At 35.3% G+C, this 26,227-nt stretch carries 21 protein-coding genes; 15 read left to right on the top strand and 6 right to left on the bottom strand.

Features of this window, described 5'->3' with window-relative positions; all coding sequences use genetic code 11:
* Nucleotides 1-198: 198 nt before the first annotated feature.
* Nucleotides 199-1,005 (bottom strand): formate dehydrogenase accessory sulfurtransferase FdhD, encoded by an 807-nt coding sequence (gene fdhD, locus ACQKNR_RS21255; RefSeq protein WP_427320315.1) that lies wholly within the window; start codon nt 1,003-1,005, stop codon nt 199-201.
* A 300-nt stretch (nt 1,006-1,305) separates the two neighbouring features.
* On the opposite strand from fdhD, the gene fdhF reads away from it, so the two are divergent.
* The 8 genes from fdhF (at nt 1,306) to ACQKNR_RS21295 (ending at nt 13,448) form a co-directional block, all read left to right on the top strand.
* Entirely contained in the window at nt 1,306-4,242 is a 2,937-nt protein-coding gene (fdhF, locus tag ACQKNR_RS21260; protein ID WP_427320317.1) for a formate dehydrogenase subunit alpha, read from the top strand.
* 12 nt (nt 4,243-4,254) lie between these two features.
* Nucleotides 4,255-4,737, top strand: coding sequence for a DUF1641 domain-containing protein (locus tag ACQKNR_RS21265; RefSeq protein WP_001040512.1), 483 nt, complete (start codon nt 4,255-4,257; stop codon nt 4,735-4,737).
* Between the two features lie 156 nt (nt 4,738-4,893).
* Nucleotides 4,894-6,765, top strand: coding sequence for a glycerophosphoryl diester phosphodiesterase membrane domain-containing protein (locus ACQKNR_RS21270; protein WP_427320319.1), 1,872 nt, complete (start codon nt 4,894-4,896; stop codon nt 6,763-6,765).
* Between the two features lie 368 nt (nt 6,766-7,133).
* The gene (gene ald / locus ACQKNR_RS21275) at nt 7,134-8,267 is read left to right on the top strand and encodes an alanine dehydrogenase (protein WP_427320321.1); all 1,134 of its coding nucleotides are present in this window, start codon (nt 7,134-7,136) and stop codon (nt 8,265-8,267) included.
* 103 nt (nt 8,268-8,370) lie between these two features.
* Nucleotides 8,371-9,786, top strand: a complete 1,416-nt coding sequence (locus ACQKNR_RS21280) for an amino acid permease (RefSeq protein WP_427320323.1) — start codon at nt 8,371-8,373, stop codon at nt 9,784-9,786.
* Between the two features lie 129 nt (nt 9,787-9,915).
* Nucleotides 9,916-10,470, top strand: coding sequence for a class I SAM-dependent methyltransferase (locus ACQKNR_RS21285; protein ID WP_427320325.1), 555 nt, complete (start codon nt 9,916-9,918; stop codon nt 10,468-10,470).
* A gap of 211 nt (nt 10,471-10,681) precedes the next feature.
* A complete protein-coding gene (locus ACQKNR_RS21290) occupies nt 10,682-11,059 on the top strand; it encodes an ArsR/SmtB family transcription factor (RefSeq protein ID WP_427320327.1) in 378 nt (125 codons plus the stop codon).
* Between the two features lie 22 nt (nt 11,060-11,081).
* Complete coding sequence (locus ACQKNR_RS21295; protein WP_427320329.1) at nt 11,082-13,448, top strand: heavy metal translocating P-type ATPase; 2,367 nt, start codon at nt 11,082-11,084, stop codon at nt 13,446-13,448.
* 254 nt (nt 13,449-13,702) lie between these two features.
* On the opposite strand, the gene ACQKNR_RS21300 is transcribed toward ACQKNR_RS21295, so the two are convergent.
* On the bottom strand, nt 13,703-15,166 hold the full coding sequence (locus ACQKNR_RS21300; protein WP_427320331.1) for a nicotinate phosphoribosyltransferase: 1,464 nt from the start codon (nt 15,164-15,166) through the stop codon (nt 13,703-13,705).
* Nucleotides 15,167-15,365: 199 nt separating this feature from the next.
* Between ACQKNR_RS21300 and ACQKNR_RS21305 the strand changes: the two genes are divergently transcribed.
* The 3 genes from ACQKNR_RS21305 to ACQKNR_RS21315 all read left to right on the top strand — a co-directional run bounded on the left by ACQKNR_RS21305 (nt 15,366) and on the right by ACQKNR_RS21315 (nt 18,631).
* Nucleotides 15,366-16,637, top strand: coding sequence for a tetratricopeptide repeat protein (locus ACQKNR_RS21305; protein WP_427320333.1), 1,272 nt, complete (start codon nt 15,366-15,368; stop codon nt 16,635-16,637).
* Between the two features lies 1 nt (nt 16,638).
* Complete coding sequence (locus ACQKNR_RS21310; protein WP_178941127.1) at nt 16,639-16,764, top strand: NprX family peptide pheromone; 126 nt, start codon at nt 16,639-16,641, stop codon at nt 16,762-16,764.
* Between the two features lie 166 nt (nt 16,765-16,930).
* Nucleotides 16,931-18,631: a M4 family metallopeptidase gene (locus ACQKNR_RS21315; RefSeq protein ID WP_427320335.1), complete on the top strand. Its 1,701-nt coding sequence runs from the start codon at nt 16,931-16,933 to the stop codon at nt 18,629-18,631.
* A 74-nt stretch (nt 18,632-18,705) separates the two neighbouring features.
* Here the strand turns inward: ACQKNR_RS21315 and ACQKNR_RS21320 are convergent, their stop codons facing one another.
* A complete protein-coding gene (locus ACQKNR_RS21320) occupies nt 18,706-19,254 on the bottom strand; it encodes a TVP38/TMEM64 family protein (protein ID WP_427320337.1) in 549 nt (182 codons plus the stop codon).
* Nucleotides 19,255-19,652: 398 nt separating this feature from the next.
* On the opposite strand from ACQKNR_RS21320, the gene ACQKNR_RS21325 reads away from it, so the two are divergent.
* Both ACQKNR_RS21325 and ACQKNR_RS21330 read left to right on the top strand, forming a co-directional pair.
* Complete coding sequence (locus ACQKNR_RS21325) at nt 19,653-20,171, top strand: RNase A-like domain-containing lipoprotein (protein WP_427320339.1); 519 nt, start codon at nt 19,653-19,655, stop codon at nt 20,169-20,171.
* 15 nt (nt 20,172-20,186) lie between these two features.
* A complete protein-coding gene (locus ACQKNR_RS21330; RefSeq protein WP_427320341.1) occupies nt 20,187-20,459 on the top strand; it encodes a hypothetical protein in 273 nt (90 codons plus the stop codon).
* Nucleotides 20,460-20,464: 5 nt separating this feature from the next.
* Here ACQKNR_RS21330 and ACQKNR_RS21335 read toward each other — a convergent pair whose 3' ends face one another.
* The 3 genes from ACQKNR_RS21335 to ACQKNR_RS21345 all read right to left on the bottom strand — a co-directional run bounded on the left by ACQKNR_RS21335 (nt 20,465) and on the right by ACQKNR_RS21345 (nt 24,334).
* Nucleotides 20,465-21,718 carry a VanW family protein gene (locus ACQKNR_RS21335; RefSeq protein ID WP_427320343.1) on the bottom strand — a complete coding sequence of 418 codons (1,254 nt, stop codon included), beginning with the start codon at nt 21,716-21,718 and terminating at the stop codon, nt 20,465-20,467.
* A gap of 234 nt (nt 21,719-21,952) precedes the next feature.
* Complete coding sequence (locus tag ACQKNR_RS21340) at nt 21,953-22,969, bottom strand: LCP family protein (protein ID WP_427320344.1); 1,017 nt, start codon at nt 22,967-22,969, stop codon at nt 21,953-21,955.
* Between the two features lie 186 nt (nt 22,970-23,155).
* A complete protein-coding gene (locus ACQKNR_RS21345; protein ID WP_427320346.1) occupies nt 23,156-24,334 on the bottom strand; it encodes a NupC/NupG family nucleoside CNT transporter in 1,179 nt (392 codons plus the stop codon).
* A gap of 91 nt (nt 24,335-24,425) precedes the next feature.
* On the opposite strand from ACQKNR_RS21345, the gene gloA2 reads away from it, so the two are divergent.
* Nucleotides 24,426-24,812, top strand: a complete 387-nt coding sequence (gene gloA2, locus ACQKNR_RS21350; protein ID WP_427320348.1) for an SMU1112c/YaeR family gloxylase I-like metalloprotein — start codon at nt 24,426-24,428, stop codon at nt 24,810-24,812.
* Between the two features lie 108 nt (nt 24,813-24,920).
* Entirely contained in the window at nt 24,921-26,219 is a 1,299-nt protein-coding gene (locus ACQKNR_RS21355) for a hemolysin family protein (protein ID WP_427320350.1), read from the top strand.
* Nucleotides 26,220-26,227 lie beyond the last annotated feature (8 nt).

A 26,227-nucleotide genomic window follows, 5' to 3' on the forward strand; every position in this document is an offset into this window, starting at 1 on the left:
AAATCCATTACTTTTATAAGATTGAGTATGCGTTTTGTTAGCAGTCTCTTTTAATTTGTAAAAGAATGAAAAGATATATGCTACAATGTTTTGTTTTAATTGTGTAATGAAATTATATATTAACTTTATTAACTATTCAAGTGTTTAATATATTACATTTTTATAACTAAAACAACTCCTCAATTGAGGAGTTGTTTTTTAATTATTCGATTGATAACCATCAATTCGTTCAGGGTGTGTATAAATATTACAAGATTCATTTCTAATAAAACCTACGACTGTAATGCCTAAATCATGGGCGAGTTGTAATGCTAGCTTTGTTGGGGCGGATTTAGACAGAACAATTTCACAGCCGATTTTTGACACTTTGAGTAAAATTTCAGAAGAGATACGTCCGCTAAATGCGATGATTTTTCCTTTAACAGATATGTCGTTACGTAAACAATAACCGTATATTTTATCTAATGCATTATGTCTTCCGATATCCATTCTTGAGATAAGGATATTGTTTCGATCGCATAGGGCAGTATTGTGAACACCACCAGTTTGACGAAACGTAGTGGAAGATTGTTGTAAGGCATTCATTAAGTAAAAGCATTCTTCAGGAGTAATTTTTACATGTATATCATGTAAATTTTTTGCTTTTGCTGCGTCGTTTACAAAAATAAAACCTTGTCTGCCTTTTCCGCAGCAAGAGGTGACGTATCGTTTATTGTATAAAGTTTCATATAATGGATTCACTTTTGATGATTTTACATGGACGATTCCGTTTTCTTTTTGGATCCATAATTCTTCAACATCTTTATAGGAAGAGATAATTCCTTCAGAAATTAAAAAACCAATTACCATATCTTCAATGTAATTTGGTGTGCATACGACTGTTACGTATTCTTTACCATTTAATTTAATTGTAATAGGAGATTCTGTAACAATCTCATCAATTTGTTTTGAAAATGTACCAGATTGATAGCGTACAATTGCATATGTCTCTTGCGTAAGCTCCATATTAAATTCCCCTTTTATATGTATTTTTCTCCCACATTCATCATAAAACATTGAAAAACTAAAAACATCTATTAGCAGGAAGATCACAGATTATTTTGGTTATTATTGTATATGTACGATATAATAGAATTGTAGAATAGTCACATTTTTAAGCTTTTGTAGTGATACCTTATAACATCGAGAATTGACTTCATAAGAAAAGGATTTCAACAGAGGATTTCAAAAATATGTACAGAAATACGTTTTTGAAAACGTATTCATAATCGTATTGTACAGTCGGTTGTAAGGAGAGGGGAAACTATGGCAGAACAGACAGTCCGTGTAACCGTTGATGGTAAAGAATTTTCCGCATCAGGTGAAAAGACGATACTACAATTATTTAACGAGAGTAACTTGGAACATCCTCAAATTTGTCATGTACCAGAAGTAGATCCAATTCAAACTTGTGATACATGTATTGTAGAAGTAGATGGGAAGTTAATGCGTGCTTGTTCAACAAAGTTAGAAGAGGGTATGCATATTGAAAGGCAGTCGCAGCGCGCAAAAGAGGCGCAGACTGAGGCGATGGATCGAATATTAGAGAACCATTTATTGTATTGTACCGTATGTGATAACAATAATGGTAACTGTAAAGTACATAATACAGTGCATATGATGGGAATTGAAGAACAGAAATATCCGTATGAGCCGAAAGTAAGTGCGTATGAAGTGGACATGTCACATCCGTTTTACCGATACGATCCAAATCAATGTATTGCTTGTGGACAGTGTGTAGAAGTATGCCAGAACTTACAAGTCAATGAAACTATATCAATCGATTGGAGTTTAGAACGCCCGCGTGTTATTTGGGACAATGGTGTAAGTATAAACGACTCATCTTGTGTGAGTTGTGGGCAATGTGTAACAGTTTGTCCATGTAATGCACTAATGGAAAAAACAATGCTAGGAGAAGCTGGGTTCATGACTGGATTGAAACCAGATGTGTTAGATCCGATGATTGATTTTGTAAAGGATGTAGAGCCTGGGTATAGCAGTATTTTAGCAGTTTCAGAAGTAGAATCTGCAATGCGCAAGACGAAGGTTAATAAAACGAAAACAGTTTGTACATTTTGTGGTGTAGGTTGCTCGTTTGAAGTGTGGACGAAAGACCGTCACATTTTAAAAGTACAACCCGTTTCAGATGCACCAGTTAATGGTATTTCCACTTGTGTGAAAGGTAAATTTGGATGGGACTTTGTAAATAGTGAAGATCGTATTACAAAGCCATTGATTCGCCAAGGAGATATGTTTGTTGAAGCATCATGGGAAGAGGCGCTTGAAGTTGTTGCTTCTAACATGCAGCATATTAAAACAGAGTACGGTAGCGATGCATTTGGATTTATTTCTTCTTCGAAAGTAACGAATGAAGAAAACTATCTTATGCAAAAACTAGCTCGTCAAATATATGGAACAAATAATGTAGATAACTGTTCTCGTTATTGCCAATCTCCAGCAACAGATGGTCTATTTAAAACTGTCGGTATGGGCGGAGATGCTGGGACGGTGAAAGATATTGCTGAAGCAGGTCTTGTTATTATCGTTGGTGCGAATCCAACAGAAGGACATCCTGTGCTTGCAACGAGAGTAAAGCGTGCTCATAAATTACACGAGCAAAAATTAATTGTAGCAGACCTTCGTAAACACGAAATGGCAGAGCGTGCGGATTTATTTATTCATCCGCGTCAAGGAACGGATTACGTATGGCTTGCTGGTATTACGAAATATATTATTGATCAAGGTTGGCATGATAAAAAATTCTTAGCCGAAAATGTGAAGAACTTTGATGAATATAGCAAAATGTTAGAAAAGTACACGCTTGATTATACAGAAGAAATTACGGGTATTTCGAAAGATAATCTGAAAGAAATGGCTCGTATGGTATATGAAGCGGACGGTACTTGTGTACTTTGGGGAATGGGTGTAACTCAAAATACAGGAGGAAGTACAACATCAGCAGCGATTTCAAATTTATTGCTTGTTACAGGCAATTACCGTCGTCCTGGTGCAGGGGCATATCCGTTACGCGGACATAATAACGTACAAGGTGCTTGTGATATGGCAACATTACCGAACTGGCTTCCGGGCTATCAAGCAGTTTCAGATGATACGCTTCGTGCAAAATTTGAAAAAGCATACGGTACTACAATTCCGAAAGCGCCAGGATTAAATAATATTGCAATGTTACTTGCGGCGGAAGAAGGAAAACTGCGTGGTATGTATGTCATGGGTGAAGAAATGGCTTTAGTAGATTCGAATGCGAACCATGTACAACACATTTTATCCAATCTAGATTTCCTTGTTGTGCAAGATATGTTCTTATCGAAAACAGCTCGTTTTGCTGATGTTATTTTACCGGCGGCGCCGAGCTTAGAAAAAGAAGGAACATTTACGAATACAGAGCGCCGTATTCAAAGGTTGTATGAAGTAATGAAGCCTCTTGGCGATTCAAAACCAGACTGGTGGATTTTACAAAAAGTAGCTCGTGCACTTGGCGGAGACTGGAATTATGAAAGTCCAAGTGAAATTATGGATGAAATTGCATCACTTGCACCTTTATATTCTCAGGCAACGTACGATCGTTTAGAGGGATGGAATAGTTTATGTTGGGGTAGCCATGATGGTAGCGATACACCACTATTATATGTAGACGGATTTAATTTCCCAGATAAACTAGCTCGTTTATCATTAGATGAATGGGTACCACCAGTTGTAGCGCCAGATGAGTATGATTTACTCTTAAATAATGGCCGTATGCTAGAGCATTTCCATGAAGGGAATATGACGAATAAGTCGGCTGGTATTTTATCTAAAGTATCTGAAGTATTCGTTGAAATTTCACCTGAACTTGCTATAGAGCGCAATGTAAAAGATGGTGGTCTTGTGGAATTAGCGTCACCATTTGGGAAAATTAAAGTACAGGCACTTGTTACTGATCGTGTAACGGGGAATGAGCTATACTTACCGATGCATGCAACAGTAAATGAAGAGGCGATTAATATTTTAACTGGGACAGCAACAGACCTTTATACGTGTACACCAGCGTATAAACAAACGATGGTGAAAATGCGTGTATTACGTGAAAAAGGAAATCGTCCGTTACCATCTTCAAACCCGAGAGATAAAAAGCGTAATCCGCAAAACGGTGTTGAAATTCAGCAGAAGTGGCAAAGAAAACAATACGTATCACTTGTGGACTAGGGGGCGGAGATAGTGGCAAAAGAAATTACGTTAATTAAAAAGAAAGTTGTAACAGAAGAAGAGAAAAAACAGCAATTAGCGGAGGAACTGTTCACTGAGTTAGCGAATAACCGTGAAGCAGTCGAGGAAACGATGCAGTTACTAGCGCAATTACAAAAAGCAGGAATTTTAGACGCGGCAATTAGTTTACTTGCTGCAAAGGAAGATGTTTCAAAAATTGCTGTTGAGCAATTAAATCGTGAACCAGTAAAAAATGCACTGAACAATATGATGGGGGCAGGAGAGGCTTTATCTTCAGTTGACCCAGAAGTAACAAAGCAAATTACATCAAGCTTAGTTACTGGATTGCAATTTGCAACAGATGAATTAAATAGTGGTAAAAAAACAAAAGTGATGGATTTCTTTAAAGTATTAAAAGATCCAGATATCAATAGAGCAATTACATTCGGTTTTAGCTTTTTGAAAGCATTTGGACAAGGATTAGAGAAAAAATAGTGTAAATGAAAAAAGTGATGGGAAGTAGCCATCACTTTTTTCATTGTATGTATAAGAGTGTTCATGTTAAGCGGAATATATTATTATTAAAAAGGTGGATTAGAAATGGAAATGTGGAATCCATCTCAAATATCGTTTTAGAATGTGGAGGAATATATGCAACACCGTAAAAGACTATCTATACCAGGAGTAATGAGACATTCCTTTCAAACAGTAAAATTTGCTTTTTGGAATGTGCTAACATTCCAACTCGTATATAAATTGTTAGCTGCGATTGTGTTTATCCCACTCTTCGGTATTATTTTCAATAAGTTATTGTACCTTGGTGGTTATGCGAATGCTACAAATGATGAACTATTAGCATTTTTGAAAACACCATATGGGATTTTGGCCATTGTAATTTTATCGATATTAGCATTGTTTCTTATTTTTACAGAGTTTGCAGTGCTTATTATTATTTCGTACTTCGCTCATAAAAGACAAAAGGTGAAATTACGTCCGATTTTGTATAAAACGGTAACGTATTTACCTTCATTGTTCACATATTGCTTACCAGGATTTGTTTTATATGCTGTCGTATTATTGCCTCTTTTAAATATGGGATATGAAACGGCATTAATCCCGCAAATTCAAATTCCTAATTTTATTACAGGAGAATTGTTTAAGACGACGATGGGACAGGTTGGTTATTACACGTTCTTTGCTGTAGTTGCGTATTTGAACCTTCGCTGGATTTTTGTTCTACCTATTGTCGTTTTAGAGCAAAAGCCATTTCGCATAGCAGCACGCAAAAGTGCAGCTTTAGTAAAAGAAAGCTTTTTTAAAGTACTATTCTTTTTAGTAGGATTTTTTATTTCAATAGGGATTGTGTATATTGTATTTTTGGGAATATATTTATTGTGTCTATGGGGTGTTTATGAATTTACAAACCCGAAAGGAACATTTGCGTTATTAGCCGAATCAACGATTTCTGTATTCTTAACAAGTACATTGTATTTATTTAGCTTTATCGTGACGCCATTTTATATTATGGCGATTACGCGATTGTATTTACAAAAGGTTCCGGTTGAAGATGTTTTATTAGAAGAAGGATTAGATTATTCGAAAACGAAAGCAGATAAATGTTTCTTCCAAAAACATCGTTGGAAATTTATTGGCGTATATATTGTGGGGATTATTACTGCCGGAATGGTCGTTGCCTTCATTGTAATGTTTATTTCAAATTCGTATAAAGAGCCGATTATTATGGCGCACCGCGGATATATATCAAAAGGGGTAGAAAATACGAAAGAAGCTGTGCAAGGTGCAATTGATGCAAAAGCAGACTACGCTGAAATAGATGTATTACAAACGAAAGACGGTGAACTAGCGGTTATACATGATTTGAAATTAAAACGTCTTGCCAATGCTAATGTGCATGTGTCAGATTTAACGATGGATGAGCTAAGAAAGCTTACTCTTAGTCAAGATGGATTTTCGGGACAAATAAGTACACTTGATGAGATCATTAAGCTAGCAAAGGGTAAAATCAAACTCAATATTGAAGTGAAGCTTCATGGGGGCGAAAAAGATTTTGTAAACAAAGTATTAAAAACGATCAAAGATAATGAATTTGAGAAGCAATGTGTAATTCAAACGTTACACTATCCACTTATTAAAGAGTTTAAGCGTGCAAATCCAGATATAAAAGTAGGATATATATTGTATGCAAGTAGAGCTAACTTAAAGAATGTGAAGGCTGACTTTTATGTAGCGGAAGAATACATGTTAAATAAGAAATTAGTAAAAGAAGCAAGGAAGTTAAACAAGCCAATTTACGTATGGACAGTAAATGATATGGAAAATTTAAAGGCATATTATAAGTTAAACGTAGATGGTATTATAACCGATTACCCTGAGGATGCACGTGAAACAATTAAGATGTTAAAAGAGCAAGAAGCGGAAGAAAGTGATCTGTTTGATAAAATTACTGAAACAACAGATGATTTGTTTTCAAAGTTATTTATAAGTTACCCAGCTGCCGGCTAAATGCCAGCAGCTGTTTTTTGTAAAAAGAATATATCTCTAAAGTATTGTGTAAAGTAATAACTGTATATGTATACGTCGACATTTGGTTTTTTTACATTGTTAAATTATTGTCAAATAATAAATGAGCACTGCTTATTTTGAAGGAATATAATAAAAATAGAGTAAGAGATAATGAAATGATTCGAAGTCCCTAATAGAATCAATGTTTTATATATTTACACTATTCTAAATATATAAACTTTAGAAAAATGATATGTTAGCGTTTTCATAACTTTTAAGTTATGCTAGAATAAGGACATAAGTTATTAATTATTACAAAAAGAAAAAAGACTTTCTTTTTTCTGTTAATTATAAGGGGGCATTTCATTATGCGTATTGGGGTACCAGCAGAAATTAAAAACAACGAAAACCGTGTGGCAATGACACCAGCAGGTGTTGTACATTTAATTCGTAACAATCACGAAGTATTCATTCAAAAGGGTGCAGGTTTAGGATCTGGTTTCACAGATGCTCAGTATGTTGAAGCGGGAGCAAAAATTGTTGAAACAGCTGAAGAAGCTTGGAACATGGAAATGGTTATGAAAGTTAAGGAACCAATTGAAAGCGAATACAAACACTTCAGTGAAGGTTTAATCTTATTCACATACTTACACTTAGCTCCAGAACCAGAATTAACAAAAGCATTAATCGAAAAGAAAGTTGTTTCTATTGCATATGAAACAGTACAATTAGAAAACCGTTCTCTACCATTACTTGCACCTATGAGTGAAGTAGCTGGTCGTATGGCTGCACAAATCGGTGCACAATTCCTTGAGAAAAACAAAGGCGGTAAAGGTATCTTACTTGCAGGTGTTCCAGGGGTTAAACGTGGTAAAGTAACAATTATCGGTGGTGGACAAGCTGGTACAAATGCTGCTAAAATTGCAGTTGGACTAGGTGCGGATGTAACAATCATCGACTTAAGTGCAGAACGTCTTCGTCAATTAGATGACATTTTCGGAAACCAAGTAAAAACTTTAATGTCTAATCCTTACAATATTGCAGAAGCTGTAAAAGAGTCTGATCTTGTAATTGGTGCAGTATTAATCCCAGGTGCAAAAGCACCAAAACTTGTAACAGAAGAAATGATTAAATCAATGGAACCAGGTTCTGTTGTTGTAGATATCGCGATTGACCAAGGTGGTATTTTCGAAACAACTGACCGTATTACAACTCATGATAACCCAACTTACGAAAAACACGGCGTTGTTCATTATGCAGTTGCAAACATGCCAGGTGCGGTTCCACGTACATCAACTCTTGCATTAACAAACGTAACAGTACCATATGCAGTACAAATTGCTAACAAAGGCTACAAAGAAGCTTGCCTAGGTAACTCTGCATTATTAAAAGGTATTAACACATTAGATGGCTATGTAACATTCGAAGCAGTTGCAGAAGCTCACGGTGTAGAGTACAAAGGTGCTAAAGAATTATTAGAAGCAGAAACAGTATCTTGCTAATAGAAGCATTATACAAAACAAAATCGAACAATATATAAAACAACATGATAAGAGCTAAGAGATAATACCTCTTAGCTCTTCTTGGTAAAAGGGGGCATTCATCGTGGCCAACCTATTTAAAAAGAAATCCGTTACGCAATTGTTAGGGGAAAGTAAAAGTAAAACTTTAACGAAAACGCTAGGGGCATTTGACCTAACAATGCTAGGGATTGGTGCGATAATTGGTACAGGAGTTCTAGTATTAACTGGATTAGTAGCAGCAAGAGATGCTGGTCCAGCGGTTATTTTTTCATTTATGATTGCAGCAATTGTTTGTGGATTTGCAGCTTTATGTTATGCAGAGGTTGCATCTACACTTCCTGTTTCAGGTAGTGTGTACACGTATTCGTATGCAACAATTGGTGAGTTTGTAGCTCATTTAATGGGATGGACATTATTGTCAGTATACGTTGTAACGACTGCCGCAGTAGCTGGCGGATGGACTGGTTACTTCCACAACTTAGTGAGTGGATTGGGCCTTGAAATTCCAAAAGCATTGCTAACAATTCCAGCGCAAGGTGGTATGGTGAACTTACCAGCAGTTATCGTTACGTTAGTGATAACTTGGTTGTTATCACGAGGTACGAAAGAAAGTAAGCGTGTGAATAACATAATGGTATTAATTAAAATTGGTATTGTTGTTTTATTCATTGCAGTTGGTGTATTCTACGTGAAACCAGAAAACTGGATACCATTTGCACCGTACGGTTTAAGTGGAGTGTTCGCGGGAGGAGCAGCAGTATTCTTTGCTTTCTTAGGATTTGATGCATTAGCAACTTCTGCTGAAGAAGTAAAAAATCCGCAACGTGATTTACCGATTGGTATTATTGCTTCGTTAGTTATTTGTACAATCATTTATGTTGTAGTTTGTCTCGTTATGACAGGTATGGTTTCTTATAAAGAGTTAGATGTACCAGAAGCTATGGCATATGTGTTAGAAGTTGTAGGACAAGATAAAGTAGCTGGTGTAATCGCAATTGGAGCTGTAATTGGTATTATGGCTGTAATTTTCGCTTATATTTATGCGACAACACGTGTATTCTTCGCAATGAGCCGTGACGGTTTATTACCAAAATCTTTTGCGAAAATTAACAAGAAGACTGAAGCGCCAACATTTTCAGTTTGGTTAACAGGAATTGGTAGTGCTTTAATTGCTGGATTTATCGATTTAAAAGAATTGTCGAATTTAGCGAATATTGGAGCGTTATTAACATTCGCCATGGTTGGTGTAACTGTTATCATTCTTCGTAAAACGCATCCGAAGCTACAACGTGGATTTATGGTACCACTTGTACCGATCTTACCGATTATTTCAATTGCATGTTGTTTATTCTTAATGGTAAATTTACCATTAACAACATGGATTTACTTTGGTATTTGGTTAGCAATTGGAGTAGTTGTATACTTTGTTTATTCGAAAAAGCATAGTCATTTAAAAGAAGATGGAAGTTCGCAGGATAATTTAGAAGAAGCTAATTAAAGGGATATAAAGTTAGTAAGCCTTGTGCGTCTAGGGAGCGCGCAAGGCTTTTTCTTTTGGAGAAAAAAGGGAATGATTGTTATTTTGTCGAATGTTTATGTCGGAATATGAAGAAGGGGTGGGAGCAAAATGCAAGAAACGAAAGTTGTTGTTGGAGCAGAGGGATATAATAATAACCCTGGTTGGTTACATACGAATGAAGACGAATTAAATTTATTACGAAGAGAAATGTGGCTTGATAAATTTCAGCCTAATTCTTTATCAGTAATTTTAGCGGAACATGTATGGGAGCATTTATCATACGAGGAAGGAATCGAAGCGGCAAAGATTTATTATGAGTTTTTAACGGAGGATGGATATATTCGTTGTGCAGTGCCAGATGCATTTTTTCCAGATGAAGAATATCAGCAAGGTGTACAAGTAGGTGGACCTGGTCCGTTAGATCATCCAGCAGCAAGCCATAAAATCGTTCATAACTATAAAACAATCACGTCTATGTTTGAATCAGCAGGTTTTCAAGTGAGGATTTTAGAATATTGTGATGAGAATGGTGGGTTTTATTATAATGACTGGGATGAAAAGAAAGGATTCATTTACCGATCGAAACGTTTTGATCATAGAAATCAAGGTGGTAAATTAGAGTTTGCTTCGTTAATTGTGGATGCAGTGAAAGTTAATAAATAAGAGAAGGATGCACGCTAGTTTTCGTGCATCCTTTTTTGTATGAAGAGTATGATAGGTGCGGAGAATATTGATATGCTTATGTTGAAATGTGAACGGAATTGTCAAAAAAATCTTTCGGTTTTTATTGACACATATGAATAGGCGCTCATATAATAAAGGTATAAGATATATGAATGATTGTTCATATGTTCAATTAAAGAGGTGAGCTATAATGGCTAGAAATAAAGTAGAAACGCCACAAGAGACATGTTCTCAAACGATAATTCATGAAGAAGTCGTTGATCAAGTAAAACAAACAATTCCAACTGATGAAAGTTTAAGTAAAGTAGCAGAATTATTTAAAATATTAGGCGATCGTACACGTACGAGAATATTACATGCGTTATTTGAAGCTGAAATGTGCGTTTGTGATTTAGCGTATTTATTAGGAATGACACAATCATCTATTTCGCATCAGCTTCGTGTATTAAAGCAAGCGAAACTTGTAAAGAATCGTAAAGAAGGAAAAGTCGTTTATTATTCGTTAGCTGACCAGCACGTAATTCATATCTTCGAGCAAGCGTTTGAACACGTAAACGAGGAAGAATAAAAAAACGCGAGGAGGGAGAATGATGGCTGAAGCATTAGTGAAAAAGAAACTGATGTTAGAAGGTTTAGATTGTGCGAACTGTGCAATGAAAATTGAAAAAGGCGTTGGGAATATAGAAGGAGTAAATTCGTGCTCTGTAAACTTCGCAACAAAGACAATGATTCTAGAAACAGCACAAAAAAAAGAAAACGAAGTTGTTACGGAAGCAAAGCAACTCGTTACAAAATTAGAACCGCATATTAAAGTGCAAGAAGAACAAAAAACAAAAGTTGCAAAAGAAGTATTTATATTAGAAGGTTTAGACTGTGCGAATTGTGCAATGAAGATTGAAAATAAGGTAAAGGAAATGCCGACAGTTTCAGAAGCAACTGTTGATTTCGTATCAAAGAAATTACGAATAGAAGTTGCGAATAAAAGAGAACTAGAATCGACTGTGGAAGATATAAAAAACGTCGTACAAAAGTTAGAACCAGACGTGAAAGTTGTGCGTGAAGAGAAGAAAGGTCATGATCACGGACATAGCCACGACCATGGTGAAGCAAATGTGAAAAAGATGGTTGGACGATTAGTAGTCGGTGGAATCTTGACAGGGATTGCTGCGCTAGCAGGCTTACCACAAATGATAACAATTCCGCTATTCGTCCTTGCGTATTTATTAATAGGTGGAGATATCGTTTGGAGAGCGGTAAGAAATATAACTCGCGGTCAAGTATTTGATGAGAACTTCTTAATGGCCATTGCGACGCTAGGAGCTTTTGCGATTCAACAATATCCAGAAGCGGTTGCGGTAATGTTATTCTATCAAGTAGGGGAACTATTCCAAAGTATTGCGGTAAACCGTTCTCGAAAATCAATTACTTCATTAATGGATATTCGTCCTGATTATGCGAATGTAAAGATTGGAAGTGAAACGAAACAAGTATCACCAGAAGATGTACAAATCGGTGATTATATTATTGTTAAGCCAGGTGAGAAAGTACCATTAGATGGAAAAGTAGTTGAAGGAACATCAATGGTAGATACTTCAGCGTTAACTGGTGAATCTGTACCACGTGAAGTTGAAGTTGGAAATAATGTATTAAGTGGTTTTGTAAACCAAAATGGTGTATTAACAATTGAAGTTACAAAAGAATTTGGTGAATCAACTGTATCAAAAATTTTAGATTTAGTTCAAAATGCAAGCAGTAAAAAGGCACCAACAGAAAACTTTATTACGAAGTTTGCGCGCTACTACACTCCAGTTGTAGTTATTACAGCAGCAATCATGGCATTTGTTCCACCACTTATTTTAGAAGGGGCTACATTCGCTGATTGGATTTATAGAGCTTTAGTGTTCTTAGTAATCTCTTGTCCATGTGCGTTAGTTGTATCCATTCCTCTCGGATTCTTTGGAGGTATCGGAGGGGCATCTAAAAGTGGTATTTTAGTAAAAGGAAGTAACTATTTAGAAGCTTTAAACGATGTGAAATATATCGTTTTTGATAAAACAGGAACATTAACAAAAGGTGTCTTCAAAGTTACAAAAATGGAAGCAAGCGAAGGTACTACAAGTGAAGAACTGTTAGAGTATGCAGCATTTGCTGAAGTGTATTCTAACCATCCAATTGCCCAATCTATTCGAAATGCATATGGAAAATCAATTGAAGAAAAACTAATTGATGATTATAACGAAATTTCTGGCCACGGTACAGTTGTAAAAGTACAAGGAAAAGAAATCTTTGCAGGTAATGCAAAATTAATGAGAAAAGAAAACATTACATGTAAGCAACCAGAAACAGTAGGTACATTAGTTCACGTTGCTGTAGATGGAAAATATGCAGGTTATATTGTTATCTCTGATGAGGTAAAAGAGGATTCAAAACAAGCGATTCAACAGTTAAAAGAACTAGGTATTAAGAAAACAGTGATGTTAACTGGTGATGCAAAACCAGTAGGCGAAGCTGTTGGTAAAGCGTTAGGCTTAGATGAAGTTCATGCGGAACTACTACCGCAACAAAAAGTAGAAGAGATTGAAAAAATTGATGCGGCGAAGCACGGAAAAGAAAAAGTTGCCTTCGTTGGTGACGGTATTAACGATACACCGGTATTGGCACGAGCAGATGTCGGTATTGCAATGGGTGGTTTAGGATCAGACGCAGCAATTGAAGCGGCAGACATCGTTATAATGACTGATGAGCCTTCAAAAATTGCAACAGCAGTAAAAATTGCAAAACGTACACGAAGTATTGTATGGCAAAATATTATATTTGCATTAGGTGTAAAAGGGTTAGTTTTATTACTTGGTGCTTTTGGTATTGCAACAATGTGGGAAGCTGTCTTCTCAGATGTTGGTGTGACACTACTTGCAGTGTTAAATGCAATGCGTGTACTACGAGTGAAAGAGTTATAAAAAAAGAAGACGCGATTGCGTCTTCTTTTTTTGTTATTTTAATATACTTTTTACAAATGACCATTTGGTATTGGAAAAACAGAGAAGAGGGAAACTTCTCTGTTTTTCCCGCATTAACGGGCAGTAAGACTCCCGCCTCAAAATTCGGCAAATGCGAGGAAGTTAGGTGGGAGTTAACTGCCCGTAAAAGCCCGATTGGTGCAACTAATAATCAGTGGGGGATGGACAAAACTCCTACTGATTAAAGTTTCACTTTATTTTTGTATGTTTTTTTCAACTTGTTCTCGAACAGTTTGAATGTAATTCATTTTATGATCCCAGCATTCTTGGCTTAAATCGACAGGGTACTCTTCGGGATTTAAAGTTCGCATATATTCCTCCCAAAATAGCGCGAGACTCTGTTCATTATATAGTTGAATATCTAATATGCTTGGTAGCTCATAGGTTCTTTTACCGTTAACGAAAATGTCCTTATGCAGTTCGCGTGCTTCAAAGTTTGTTACGAATTTACTTATATACGTGTGAACAGGATGAAACATTTTTAAACGCTCTTCTTTTCCAGGTTCTTCAGAATCTAACGCAATATAATCGCCTTCTGCATGATCGTTAACACGATTGATAATACGATAAATTCGTTTAAGTCCTGGAGTTGTAATCTTTTCAGGGTTAGATGAAATTTTAATCGTATCATTTAATTCCCCGTCAGTATCTTCAATCGCAACTAGTTTGTAGACAGCCCCTAATGCTGGTTGCTCAAAGGATGTAATTAATTTTGTTCCAACACCCCATACGTCAATTTTTGCTCCTTGAGATTTTAAATGCATAATTGTGTATTCATCTAAATCGCTAGAAGCGATAATCTTTGTATTTGTAAATCCAGCTTCATCTAGTAGTTTTCTTGCTTTTTTAGATAAATAAGCCATATCACCACTATCAAGGCGAATCCCATAAAAATCGATACGGTCTCCAAACTCTTTCGCGACACGAATTGCATTTGGAACACCTGATTTTAAAGTGTCGTATGTATCGACAAGAAAAACACACTTTTTATGTGTCTCAGCATATTTTTTAAATGCAACATATTCATCACGATATGCTTGAACGAAAGAGTGGGCATGCGTGCCGGCTACAGGTATTCCGAAGCGTTTCCCCGCACGAACGTTACTCGTAGATGAAAACCCACCAATAAAGGCAGCGCGTGTACCCCAAAGGGCAGCATCAAACTCGTGGGCACGTCTTGTTCCGAACTCTAAAAGTTCATCGTTATTTGCAGCATGCTTCATACGAGCAGCTTTTGTAGCGATTAATGTTTGGTAATTCACAATGTTTAAGAGAGCAGTTTCAATAATTTGTGCTTCGCCGAGTGATGCATCAACACGTAATAAAGGCTCGTTATTAAAAACAACTTCACCTTCTTGCATACTACGAATTGTCCCAGTGAATTTCATATTTTGTAAATAATGAAGGAAGTCTTCTTCAAATTGTAATTCTGCTAAATAAGCGATATCGCTTTCGGTAAAGCTGAAATTTTCTATATACTCTACAATTTTCTCAAGGCCAGCAAAAACAGCGTAGCCATTCTCGAATGGAAGCTTTCGAAAATATAAATCAAAAACAGAACGGCGATTATGAATACCATCTTTCCAATATGTATAAGCCATGTTGATTTGATATAAATCTGTATGTAAGGCGTAACTATCGTCTTTATAATAATTCATTGCGAAAACACCTCCGTAATTTGGTTATAGTATACCAATTTTGCAACGTTCGTAGCAAAGAAGAGATATTGATGTGAAGTCAAGAGAGAAAAAAATGAAATAATGCATATTTTTTAGAAAATTAACATTTATCAATTTATATTTCTCTAGATTTTATGTATTATTAGAGTAATGGGGGTAATGAGAATGGAGGAGGACAATGCAACAAACATTAGAAAAAATAGGCAAACAAGTCTTTTACAAGCGGCTACAGCAAAAAATGACACAAGAAGAATTATGTCAGGGCATTTGTTCTGTCTCATACTTAAGTAAGATCGAAAATGGAAAGATCGAAGCATCAGAAGAAATTCTACAATTGCTCTGCACAAGGCTAGAAATTGCTGTGACAGATTTGAGAGATGTAGAAGAAGATGTGAAGGGGAAGCTGGATGAGTGGCTGAATGCACTAGTTCATTTGGACAAGCAACAAGTAGAACGTATATATGAAGAGTTGCAAGGTGAAATGAAGCATGTGTTGGATTTTGAAATTATAAATTATTATAAGCTACTTTATACGCGGTATTTAATTATGAAAAGGGATTTTCCTGCTGTTGAAGAAGAGTTAGAGGGCTTAAAGAAGATGTACAAAAAGTATTCACCATTTCAGAAATTATTATATACGTATAGCAAAGGGTTATATTATTTTTTGCAACATAAATATAAGGCGGCATTGGAGTACTTGGCTCGAACAGAAGTAATGGCAAAGGAACAAGGCTACCATGAAAATGGGATATATTTCAATTTAGCTCTTGTTTATAATGAATTAGAAGTTGAACATATGACTTTACATTTTGCTAATGTAGCAATGGAAGGATTTAAGAATGAATATAAGTTCCGTTATGTGATAAATTGCCAATTGCTTATTGCGCTGAGTTATATACAAAAAAAACAATATAATGAAGCGCTATCTATTTATAACAATATTTTGAGAGAAGCAAATTCTTTTGCTGATAAAGAAAGCATAACAGCTATTGCTTTAAATAACTTAGGATTCTTGTATTATAACTTAAAAGATTATGCAAAAGCTAAAGATTATTATTTGCAATGCTTACAGTATAAGAAGGAAGAGGATTTAAATTATATTGATGCAGTATATGAGATTGCTTTACAATGTATTGAATTAAAAGAATTTGAAGAAGCGAAAGATTGGATCGGTAAAGGGATAGATGTCGCGAAGAGGGATGAAAAGTATAAAAGTATGCTATATATACTTTTAATGCTTAAGCATAAATACTTTGAAACTAAAGATGTTTATAAAAAATTTTTAGAAGTTGAGGCAATCCCATTTTTTAGAGGCGAAGAGAATAAAAAGGAATTAAAAATGGTGTATTTAGAACTAGCAGGGTATCATGAAGAATTATTAGAGTTTCGAGAAAGTAATAACTATTATAAATTAGCAATTAATTTATTAGAAGAAAAGGGAGGAAAATAATATGAAGAAAATAATTATTGGTGCTTTGGCTTTGGTAGCTGTATTAGTGGTATTGGAACCGCAATATGCTTGGACATCGGATATCTATGGTCAAGGAGAGAAAGTAGTTGAAGTGGTAAACTTTTAATAGAAACCCCTTTCCAATCGGAAAGGGGTTTTTCAATATTTGTTCCCCAAAATTCTACAAAACTTGAGAAAAAAATTATTTGAATTTTTAGTATATTAATAGTGGAAACATAATGCTAATATAAAACTACTCTTTTTCAAAAATTTTTTATTAGGGGGAAGGTTATATGAAAAAGAAGAGTTTAGCGTTAGTGTTAGCGACAGGAATGGCAGTTACTACATTTGGAGGGACAAGCTCTGCGTTTGCAGATTCAAAGAATGTGCTCTCTACAAAGAAGTACAACGAAACGGTGCAGTCACCTGAGTTTATTTCTGGTGATCTAACAGAAGCGACTGGTAAGAAAGCGGAATCTGTTGTGTTTGATTATTTAAACGCAGCAAAAGGTGATTATAAGCTAGGGGAAAAGAGTGCGCAAGATTCTTTCAAAGTGAAACAAGTGAAGAAAGATGCAGTAACTGATTCAACGGTAGTACGTATGCAACAAGTTTATGAAGGAGTACCTGTATGGGGTTCTACTCAAGTAGCTCACGTAAGTAAAGATGGTTCTTTAAAAGTGTTGTCTGGAACAGTTGCGCCTGATTTAGACAAAAAGGAAAAGTTGAAAAATAAAAATAAGATTGAAGGCGCAAAAGCAATTGAAATCGCGCAGCAAGATTTAGGTGTAACACCGAAATATGAGGTAGAACCAAAAGCGGACTTATATGTATATCAAAACGGTGAAGAAACAACATATGCATATGTTGTAAATCTAAACTTCTTAGATCCAAGCCCAGGAAACTACTACTATTTCATTGAAGCAGACAGCGGTAAAGTATTAAATAAATATAATACAATTGATCATGTGACGAATGATGATAAGTCACCTGTTAAACAAGATGCTCCTAAACAGGATGCAAAAGCAGTTGTAAAGCCTGTAACAGGAACGAATAAAGTAGGAACTGGTAAAGGTGTATTAGGAGATACGAAGTCGCTTAATACAACATTATCTGGATCATCTTACTATTTACAAGATAATACACGCGGAGCAACAATTTTCACATATGATGCGAAAAACCGTTCAACATTACCGGGAACATTATGGGCAGATGCAGATAATGTTTTCAATGCAGCGTATGATGCAGCAGCAGTAGATGCTCATTATTATGCAGGTAAAACATATGATTACTATAAAGCTACATTTAACAGAAATTCTATTAATGATGCAGGAGCGCCATTAAAATCAACAGTTCATTACGGAAGTAATTATAATAATGCATTCTGGAACGGCTCGCAAATGGTATACGGAGATGGTGATGGTGTAACATTCACTTCATTATCTGGTGGAATTGATGTAATCGGTCACGAATTAACGCATGCGGTTACGGAAAATAGCTCGAATTTAATTTATCAAAATGAATCAGGAGCATTAAATGAAGCAATTTCTGATATCTTTGGTACGTTAGTAGAATTCTATGATAATCGTAATCCAGATTGGGAGATTGGTGAAGATATTTATACGCCTGGACAAGCAGGAGATGCACTTCGTTCTATGAGTGATCCTGCGAAGTATGGTGACCCAGACCATTATTCTAAACGTTACACTGGTTCAAGTGATAACGGTGGCGTTCATACAAACAGTGGTATTATTAACAAACAAGCATATTTATTAGCAAATGGTGGTACACATTACGGTGTAACTGTAACTGGTATCGGAAAAGATAAATTAGGTGCAATTTACTACCGTGCGAATACACAATATTACACGCAATCTACTACATTTAGTCAAGCTCGCGCTGGTGCAGTACAAGCTGCTGCTGACTTATATGGTGCGAATTCTGCTGAAGTAACAGCGGTTAAGCAATCATTTAGTGCTGTTGGTGTAAACTAAGATACTTCTATTCGTAAGAGATATGTATTAATCGAATATACTTCAAAAATAAAGAAGGAGCCTATGCTCCTTCTTTATTTTTTTCTCCATTTTTTCCACAAATAAAATAATCCGATACAACCTGCGATTGTTATAATCCACTTCGCTTCATTTGTTCCATTCATAACTTGGTATGCCGAATATACTTCGATCAATAAGGCCGGTATTTTCCCTATTGTGCTGGCAATACTGAAAGAGGGTAATGACATTTTCCCTAGAGCTGCAAATAAAGTAACGATACTTGCTGGAATGAAAGGGATAAAACGAAAAGATAGAACGAGTAGAAAGGCCTCTTTACCTTCTACGTAAAGGAGACGTTCTACCTTTGGATACTTATTTACTTTATCGTGAGTGAATTTTTGAAGGCCTATGCGATAAATATAAAACGAGATAATAGCCCCTAATGCTTCACCTGCGATTGAAATGAGTGTGCCATTTGTTAAGCCAAAGAGCTGTATATTAATGGCGGTTAAAAAGATGCTAGGGATAAAACCTAAAAGGCTAATGATGATATTAATTACGATACTAAGTGGAACTGCGATTGAATAATAGTCTGTTAAGAAGTTCTGAATTGTTTCTGCCATTGTATAAAATCCTTTATCTTTTTTTGCATTACACCATATTTCTATTGTGTAGGCAAGTGCAAATTTACATAATGTAGAAAAGCGTTGACGGAAAGGGTATTATATACCTTATACGGGTATTAGGTATATGAAAATAGGGGTATTTTATGTGTTTTGAAAAAATACATAATAAACCCTTATATAAAAGGATTTATTATGTATATTATCAGTAATTTCATTTGGGAAATAATAATAAAATGATAGGGGTATATATTCAATCGGGCGAAAAATAGAGGTTTGGTGAAAGTGTGTGGGTAAATATAGAAAAATGGATGAGGAATTTTAAAACTGATAGGTTTTTTCGTTGTGAAATTGACTTTTAGTGAAGTTATGATAATAATCATGGAAGAGGTGATATGATGAAACGAATAAGTAGTCTTTTCTTGAGTAGCTTATTGGCATTCATGCTGATCTTAAGTGGATGTGCAGGAAAAGAACAAAAAACAGAGAAACAAACAGGGAATCAAGCTACGTCAGTAAAAAAAATTAGTGATAATATTTTAGATGAAATGGAAGGACCACCTAAAAATGGTCATACGATTGAAAGGCATGTAGGCAAATCAGAAGAGGATTTGAAGAATCGTTTGAAGACAGATAAAGTATCAGCAGCAAGTACATACTATGATAAAGAAACAGCGACGAAAGCTGTAAAAGATAGTTTGAAGCAACACGATAAGGAAATTCAGGATTGGTTAAAAAACTCTAAAGAGGCTCGTCTTGTATTGAATACAACTCATGCATTCCCAGTTGGAAAAACGGTAATAAAGAAAAATATGAGTGTAAAAGACAAACTAGTAAAGACTGTAACTGTTTTAGCGAGAGATAAGTCAGGGGAATTAGGATTCAAGATTGTTACTTCTTATCCATCTGACAAATAAGAAGGGGGAGTAAACATGTATACGACATTACAATACTTTCTCAAATCGTATTGTACGTTAAGCATCCATGAGAATGAAATAGTACATGTGATGGAAGAGTTTCTAGAGCAAGAAGATGAAGAAATTGTTTTGAAATTACGCGATGAATTAGTGAATATGAAGAAAAAGAACGAGTGGGAAGCAGCATGCGTATTAGCTGCGAAGCAAGGAAATCGTATGTGGTCTTTAGAAGAAACGAAAGACCATCTTGAAACTTTTTTACTATTATTGCAAAAGAAAAAGGCGTGAGTAGATCACGCCTTTTTATATACGCTTTTTGAAATTTGTCCATTTGAGATTACTTCACCGTTTTGTGTTACTTTTTTATATGTCACAGCCGTAATTTTATCGCCAGTCTCACTAATCACTTTAGAAGAAACGTCTACATCTTTCCCAGTAGCTGTACCGAAAATGCGTGCAGTAATACTACCTCCATTTGAAAAGGCTTGAATGTAAATATAATTCCCGGTATTGTTTTTAAATTTTAAATCAGGTCCATAATCTGCCACTGCTGCATCTTGGCCAAGTGGTAAGTAATGTACAGGCATAGAATGGTTGCTTCGAGCTACAATTCCTAAGTCAGCTCTTAAAGCTGCGCTATATAATGTGCTACTTACTTGGCAAACTCCCCCGCCAGCACTTTGTATAACTTTACCTTGCAAGTATACTGCTGCGGATTTATACCCATGCGCAGCATCAGTTACGCCAACACGTCCGTTAAAACTAAATGTTTCATCAGGTGCTACAATAGCTCCACTTAAAGTATTAGCTGACTTATTTACGTTAAACGATTGGTTTCCATTACGGCCAGCCATTGGAGTAGAATATTCAGCAATGACTTCTTTAATCCCCATTTTCTGTATATCTTCTGTGGAACGTTCAGGCTTTAGTAGTGTAACTGGTAATGTAACATCTGATGTGCCAGAAGTGATGGCCTGTTTCGTTAAATCAGTTAGTTTTCCTTTATCAATTTTTTCTCCGTTTTGACTTTGACTAATATTTACTGTAGAGCCTTCAACACTTAATTCTGCATTAACAGGATTTTTTAATGCAGAATTATATTTATCTTTTATAAAGGTTTCATAAGCAGTTGTATTTAATTGTGGTGTTAATTTATAGTCACGTTTTATCTCACCGTTTTCAGCTTGCTGTCGCATTTTGTAACGGTTTATTATGTTTCCTTCTTGTTCTTTAAAGATTTTGTCGACAATATCTTTCTCTTTATAATCGATCCCTAAATCTTTCCATTTGTAAGTTTGTTTATCATTTTGGAATATGTAGGTAAGGGGTTTTTGATCTAATTCAGTTACCTTTTGATTAATAATTGCTTGAATATCTGCTTTATTTTTTCCATCAAGAGAAATACCTTCAAACGTAGTGTTTGGTAATGCGGTGGTATCTAATTGATTATTCAATTTGGATACATATTGATATCCACTAATACCTCCTACACAAAGTAATATGCCACCAGCAATTGCAGAACCAATCAGTATTTTACTTAGCTTCATCTATTTCCCCCCAGAAATTTTTATATAAATATATGTATTACATTTTTTGTATAAAAATGATGAAAATAACATTATGTACGTCCTAGTATACTATTATTTTCACTGTGTGTGTAATGTTTTTATAAAAAATGTTACACTGTTGTAATAATTATCTCTTTTTGTCACAATATGCATGAAAAATATGTTGAAAATTATAATAAAAAGGCTGCCTAGAAAGATCTAGCAGCCTTTTTATTATAATTTTTTATGCTCATTTTTATTCGTAACACCGAGATGTTCTTGAAGTGTTGTCGATATATTATTGACGCTTTTTTCGTTTGGAACGTAATAATAAATACCGCCTATATATTTATCAGTACCTTCCACTTGCAATTTGTCCATTTTTAAACTTGAATTCATTGAATTTTTTGCAATTGTCATCATATCATCAAAAGTTAAATTAGTTTTTAGGTCTTTATCGACAGCATCTAGTAGGCCCCCGATTTTATTAATGGAATTAAGAGATAATGCTTTTTCAGCAATAGCTTCTAAAACAAGCTGTTGTCGTTGACCACGCATATAGTCGCTATCGATATGGCGAGTTCTAGCTAGTGCAAGTGCCTCTTCTCCATTTAAATGTTGACGTCCTTTTTTGAGATGAATGGCATCTGCTTCATCTTTACTATTTTGTTCTGTGAACTCAACTGGAACATCGACAGTAATACCGCCAAGGGAATCAACGATTTTAATAAAGGATTTAAAGTTGAATTTTACATAGTAGTCAACTGGGACATCTAAAAAGTTCTCTACTGTATCAATCGTGCTGTCTACACCACCAAATACATGTGCGTGCGTAATTTTATCATATTTATCACGCGATTTAATGTAGACACGTGAGTCACGTGGAATGCTGACAAGTTTAACAGATTTATCGTTTTTATTAATTGTTGCAAGTAATAACGCATCCGTACGAGTTGCTTTTCCGTAATTTTTTTCCCTAATATCACTTTCATCAACACCCATAATAAGTACGGAAATATTATCAGTCATAGGCTTAACAGCTTTTTCACGTTTGCTGGATTTATCGCCTCGACCTAGTTCAGAATAAGCATTACTTAAAACGGATTTTGCTTTACTGTATATATGGAAGGAGTATCCTCCCGCTCCAAGTGCTACAATTAGCAATGGAATAAGAAGGAACCAAAGTAGGCGTTTTTTCTTTGAGCGTCCTTTTTTGGCTCGCATATTGTTGTTCATATCGGATTTCATCATTTTTTCTCCTTTAAAACTATCAAAGTGTATACATCTAGAAGCGTATTCAAACACATAAAAAATATTGTACGCTAAATAAAAGCGATTGTACATGTATAAAAAATAGATGTCTTGATTATTTATAAGGCATCTATTCGTTATTGTATACAAAAGACAGGGGGAAGAAAATGATAAAATTTTACCTAATTACAACATAATGCTTACGATAATTGCAGATAAAATACTAACGAGAGTAGCTCCGTAAAGTAATTTTAAACCAAATCGCGCAACAACGTTTCCTTGTTCTTCGTTTAATCCTTTTACTGCACCTGAAATAATTCCAATGGAAGAAAAGTTGGCAAAAGAAACGAGGAAGACAGAAATAATACCCACTGTACGTGGAGAAAGGCTGTTGGAAATTTTGCTAAGATCCATCATTGCTACAAATTCATTTGTGACGAGCTTTGTTGCCATAATACTACCAGCTGTGACAATTTCAGAACTCGGTACACCGATAAGAAATGCAATAGGAGCAAATACGTAGCCGATTAATTGCTGGAAAGTAATGCCGAATATAATGAGGAATAGGTCGTTAATGCAACTCATTAGTGCGACGAATCCGATGAGCATAGCGCCGACGACAATGGCTACACGAAAACCATCAAGAATGTATTCTCCAAGCATCTCAAAAAAACTTTGCTTTTCACCTTTTATTTCCAAAATGTCTTCGTCATCTTTCACATCGTAAGGGTTAATGATGAGTACGATAATAAAACCGCTAAATAAATTGAGAACGAGTGCGGTTACTACATATTTAGGTTCAATCATCGTCATATAGGCACCTACGATAGACATAGATACGGTTGACATAGCCGAAGCGCAAAGGGTATAAAGACGATGTTTTGGAATTTGAGCTAATTGTTTTTTTACTGTAATAAACACTTCTGATTGACCGACAATGGCAGAAGCGATAGCGTTGTAAGATTCTAATTTCCCAAGACCATTTATTTTACTAAGAAAATAACCGATCCAGCGAATAAAAAATGGTAGTATTTTGAAATGTTGTAATATACCAATTAAGACGGAGATAAAAACAATTGGTAATAATACAGTAAGGAAAAATGGCATTTCACCTTTATTTGCAAGACCACCGAATACAAAGTTTATACCATTAGCAGCATATTCGAGTAGCTTTGTAAACAGGCTAGAAATGATTGTAATAAGTACAAGTCCAATTTCTGTATTTAATAATAAATAGGTTAAAATTAACTGTATAATAAGCATGATAAAAATTGGCTTAATTTTAATATGTTTCTTATTATTACTAGCAATATAAGCAAGGAAGAAAACAACGATAAGTCCGACGAAAAAAGTGATAAATTTCATAATAAGCCCCCTAAAAGAGATATTCTGCTATATAGGTTTTTCATTTCAAGGGAGAATATGCATCTTTGGTAAAGAAAGGAATAGAGAGATCATGAATATATGTAGAGTGCATCATGTTGCAATTATTTGTTCGAATTATGAAGTGTCAAAGAATTTTTATACTAGGATATTAGGTTTTAAAGCGATAAATGAAGTATATAGAGCAGAGCGAGATTCTTATAAGTTAGATTTATGTGTAGGAGAAGAGTATCAAATCGAATTATTTTCATTTCCACATCCACCTGAGCGTAAAAGCTTTCCAGAAGCAGCTGGACTGAGACATTTAGCATTTGCTGTTACACATATAGAAGAAGCTGTGAAACATTTGAACCGACATGGTGTGGAGACTGAGTCGATACGTATTGATGAAATCACGGGTAAAAAATTCGTCTTTTTCCAAGACCCTGATGGCTTGCCTTTAGAATTGTATGAGAGCTGAAAATTGGTGAATTTTATATAGGGTTGCTTTCAAGCAAATGAAGAAACTAAAGTGAAACTTCTTTTTTAAAGGAGGTGTAACTTTAGCTAAGAAAGCTAAAGGGGATATGTGGATATTTTAAAATTATTGATGGTAGCCATCCTTATTGCATTAACAGGTTTTTTTGTGGCTGTTGAGTTTGCAATCATTAAGGTGCGTAGCAGTCGTATCGATCAACTCGTTAGTGAAAAAAGACGAGGAGCATTGGCAGCGAAAAAAGTAACTTCAAATTTAGATGAGTATTTATCAGCCTGTCAGTTAGGTATTACGATTACTGCTTTAGGGCTCGGGTGGTTAGGAGAGCCGACGATTAAACATTTACTTGAGCCGTTGTTCTTAAAATTACATGTATCTCCTACAATTGCCAGTACAGTTTCATTTATTATTGCCTTTGCAGCGATTACATTTTTACATGTTGTTATTGGGGAACTTGCTCCGAAGACATTTGCTATACAAAAGGCAGAGCAGGTTAGTTTATTATTATCGAAACCACTTATTTACTTTTACCGAGCTATGTATCCCTTCATTTGGGCTTTAAATGGTTCGGCAAGGCTTGTAACAGGCTTATTCGGCTTACATCCAGCCTCTGAACATGAAGTGGCTCATTCAGAGGAAGAACTAAGATTAATCTTATCTGAGAGCTATGAAAGTGGAGAGATTAATCAAAGAGAATTTAAATACGTAAATAATATTTTTGAATTCGATAATAGAGTTGCAAAGGAAATTATGGTACCTCGTACGGAGGTTGTAGGATTATATGAGGACGAATCGTTTGAAACGCATATTAAAGTAATCGCGCAAGAGAAATATACGAGATATCCTGTATTTGGTGAAGATAAAGATGAAATTATTGGAATGGTTAATGTAAAGGATTTATTTATTCGTTATATGGATGGTAATCGGGATGAAGAATGCTCGATTACACCATATACACGACCTGTTATTGAAGTGCTAGAAAATATCCCAATTCATGATTTATTATTACAAATGCAAAGAAGGCATATTCCGCTAGCTGTCTTATATGACGAATATGGTGGTACAGCAGGGATCGTGACGCTAGAAGATATTCTAGAAGAAATTGTTGGAGAAATTCGGGATGAATATGATGAAGATGAGCATCCGCCTATAGAACATATAAGTGAAGGGTATAAAATCGTTGAGGGAAAAGTGCTTATTAGTGAAGTAAATGATTTATTTGGTATACATTTGGTCGCTGATGATGTAGATACAATTGGTGGCTGGATCATGGTACAAAAACAAGTCGTTGCTGAAGGGGATGTTATTGAGAAACATGGCTTTTATTTTAAAGTCCTTGAAAAGGATATGCATCAAATTAAACGAGTGGAAATAAAGAAAGTAGAAGAATGATTTTCTAT

It is taken from the genome of Bacillus sp. NPDC094077, from assembly GCF_050279465.1.
In the GTDB taxonomy this organism is placed as follows: Bacteria; Bacillota; Bacilli; order Bacillales; family Bacillaceae_G; genus Bacillus_A.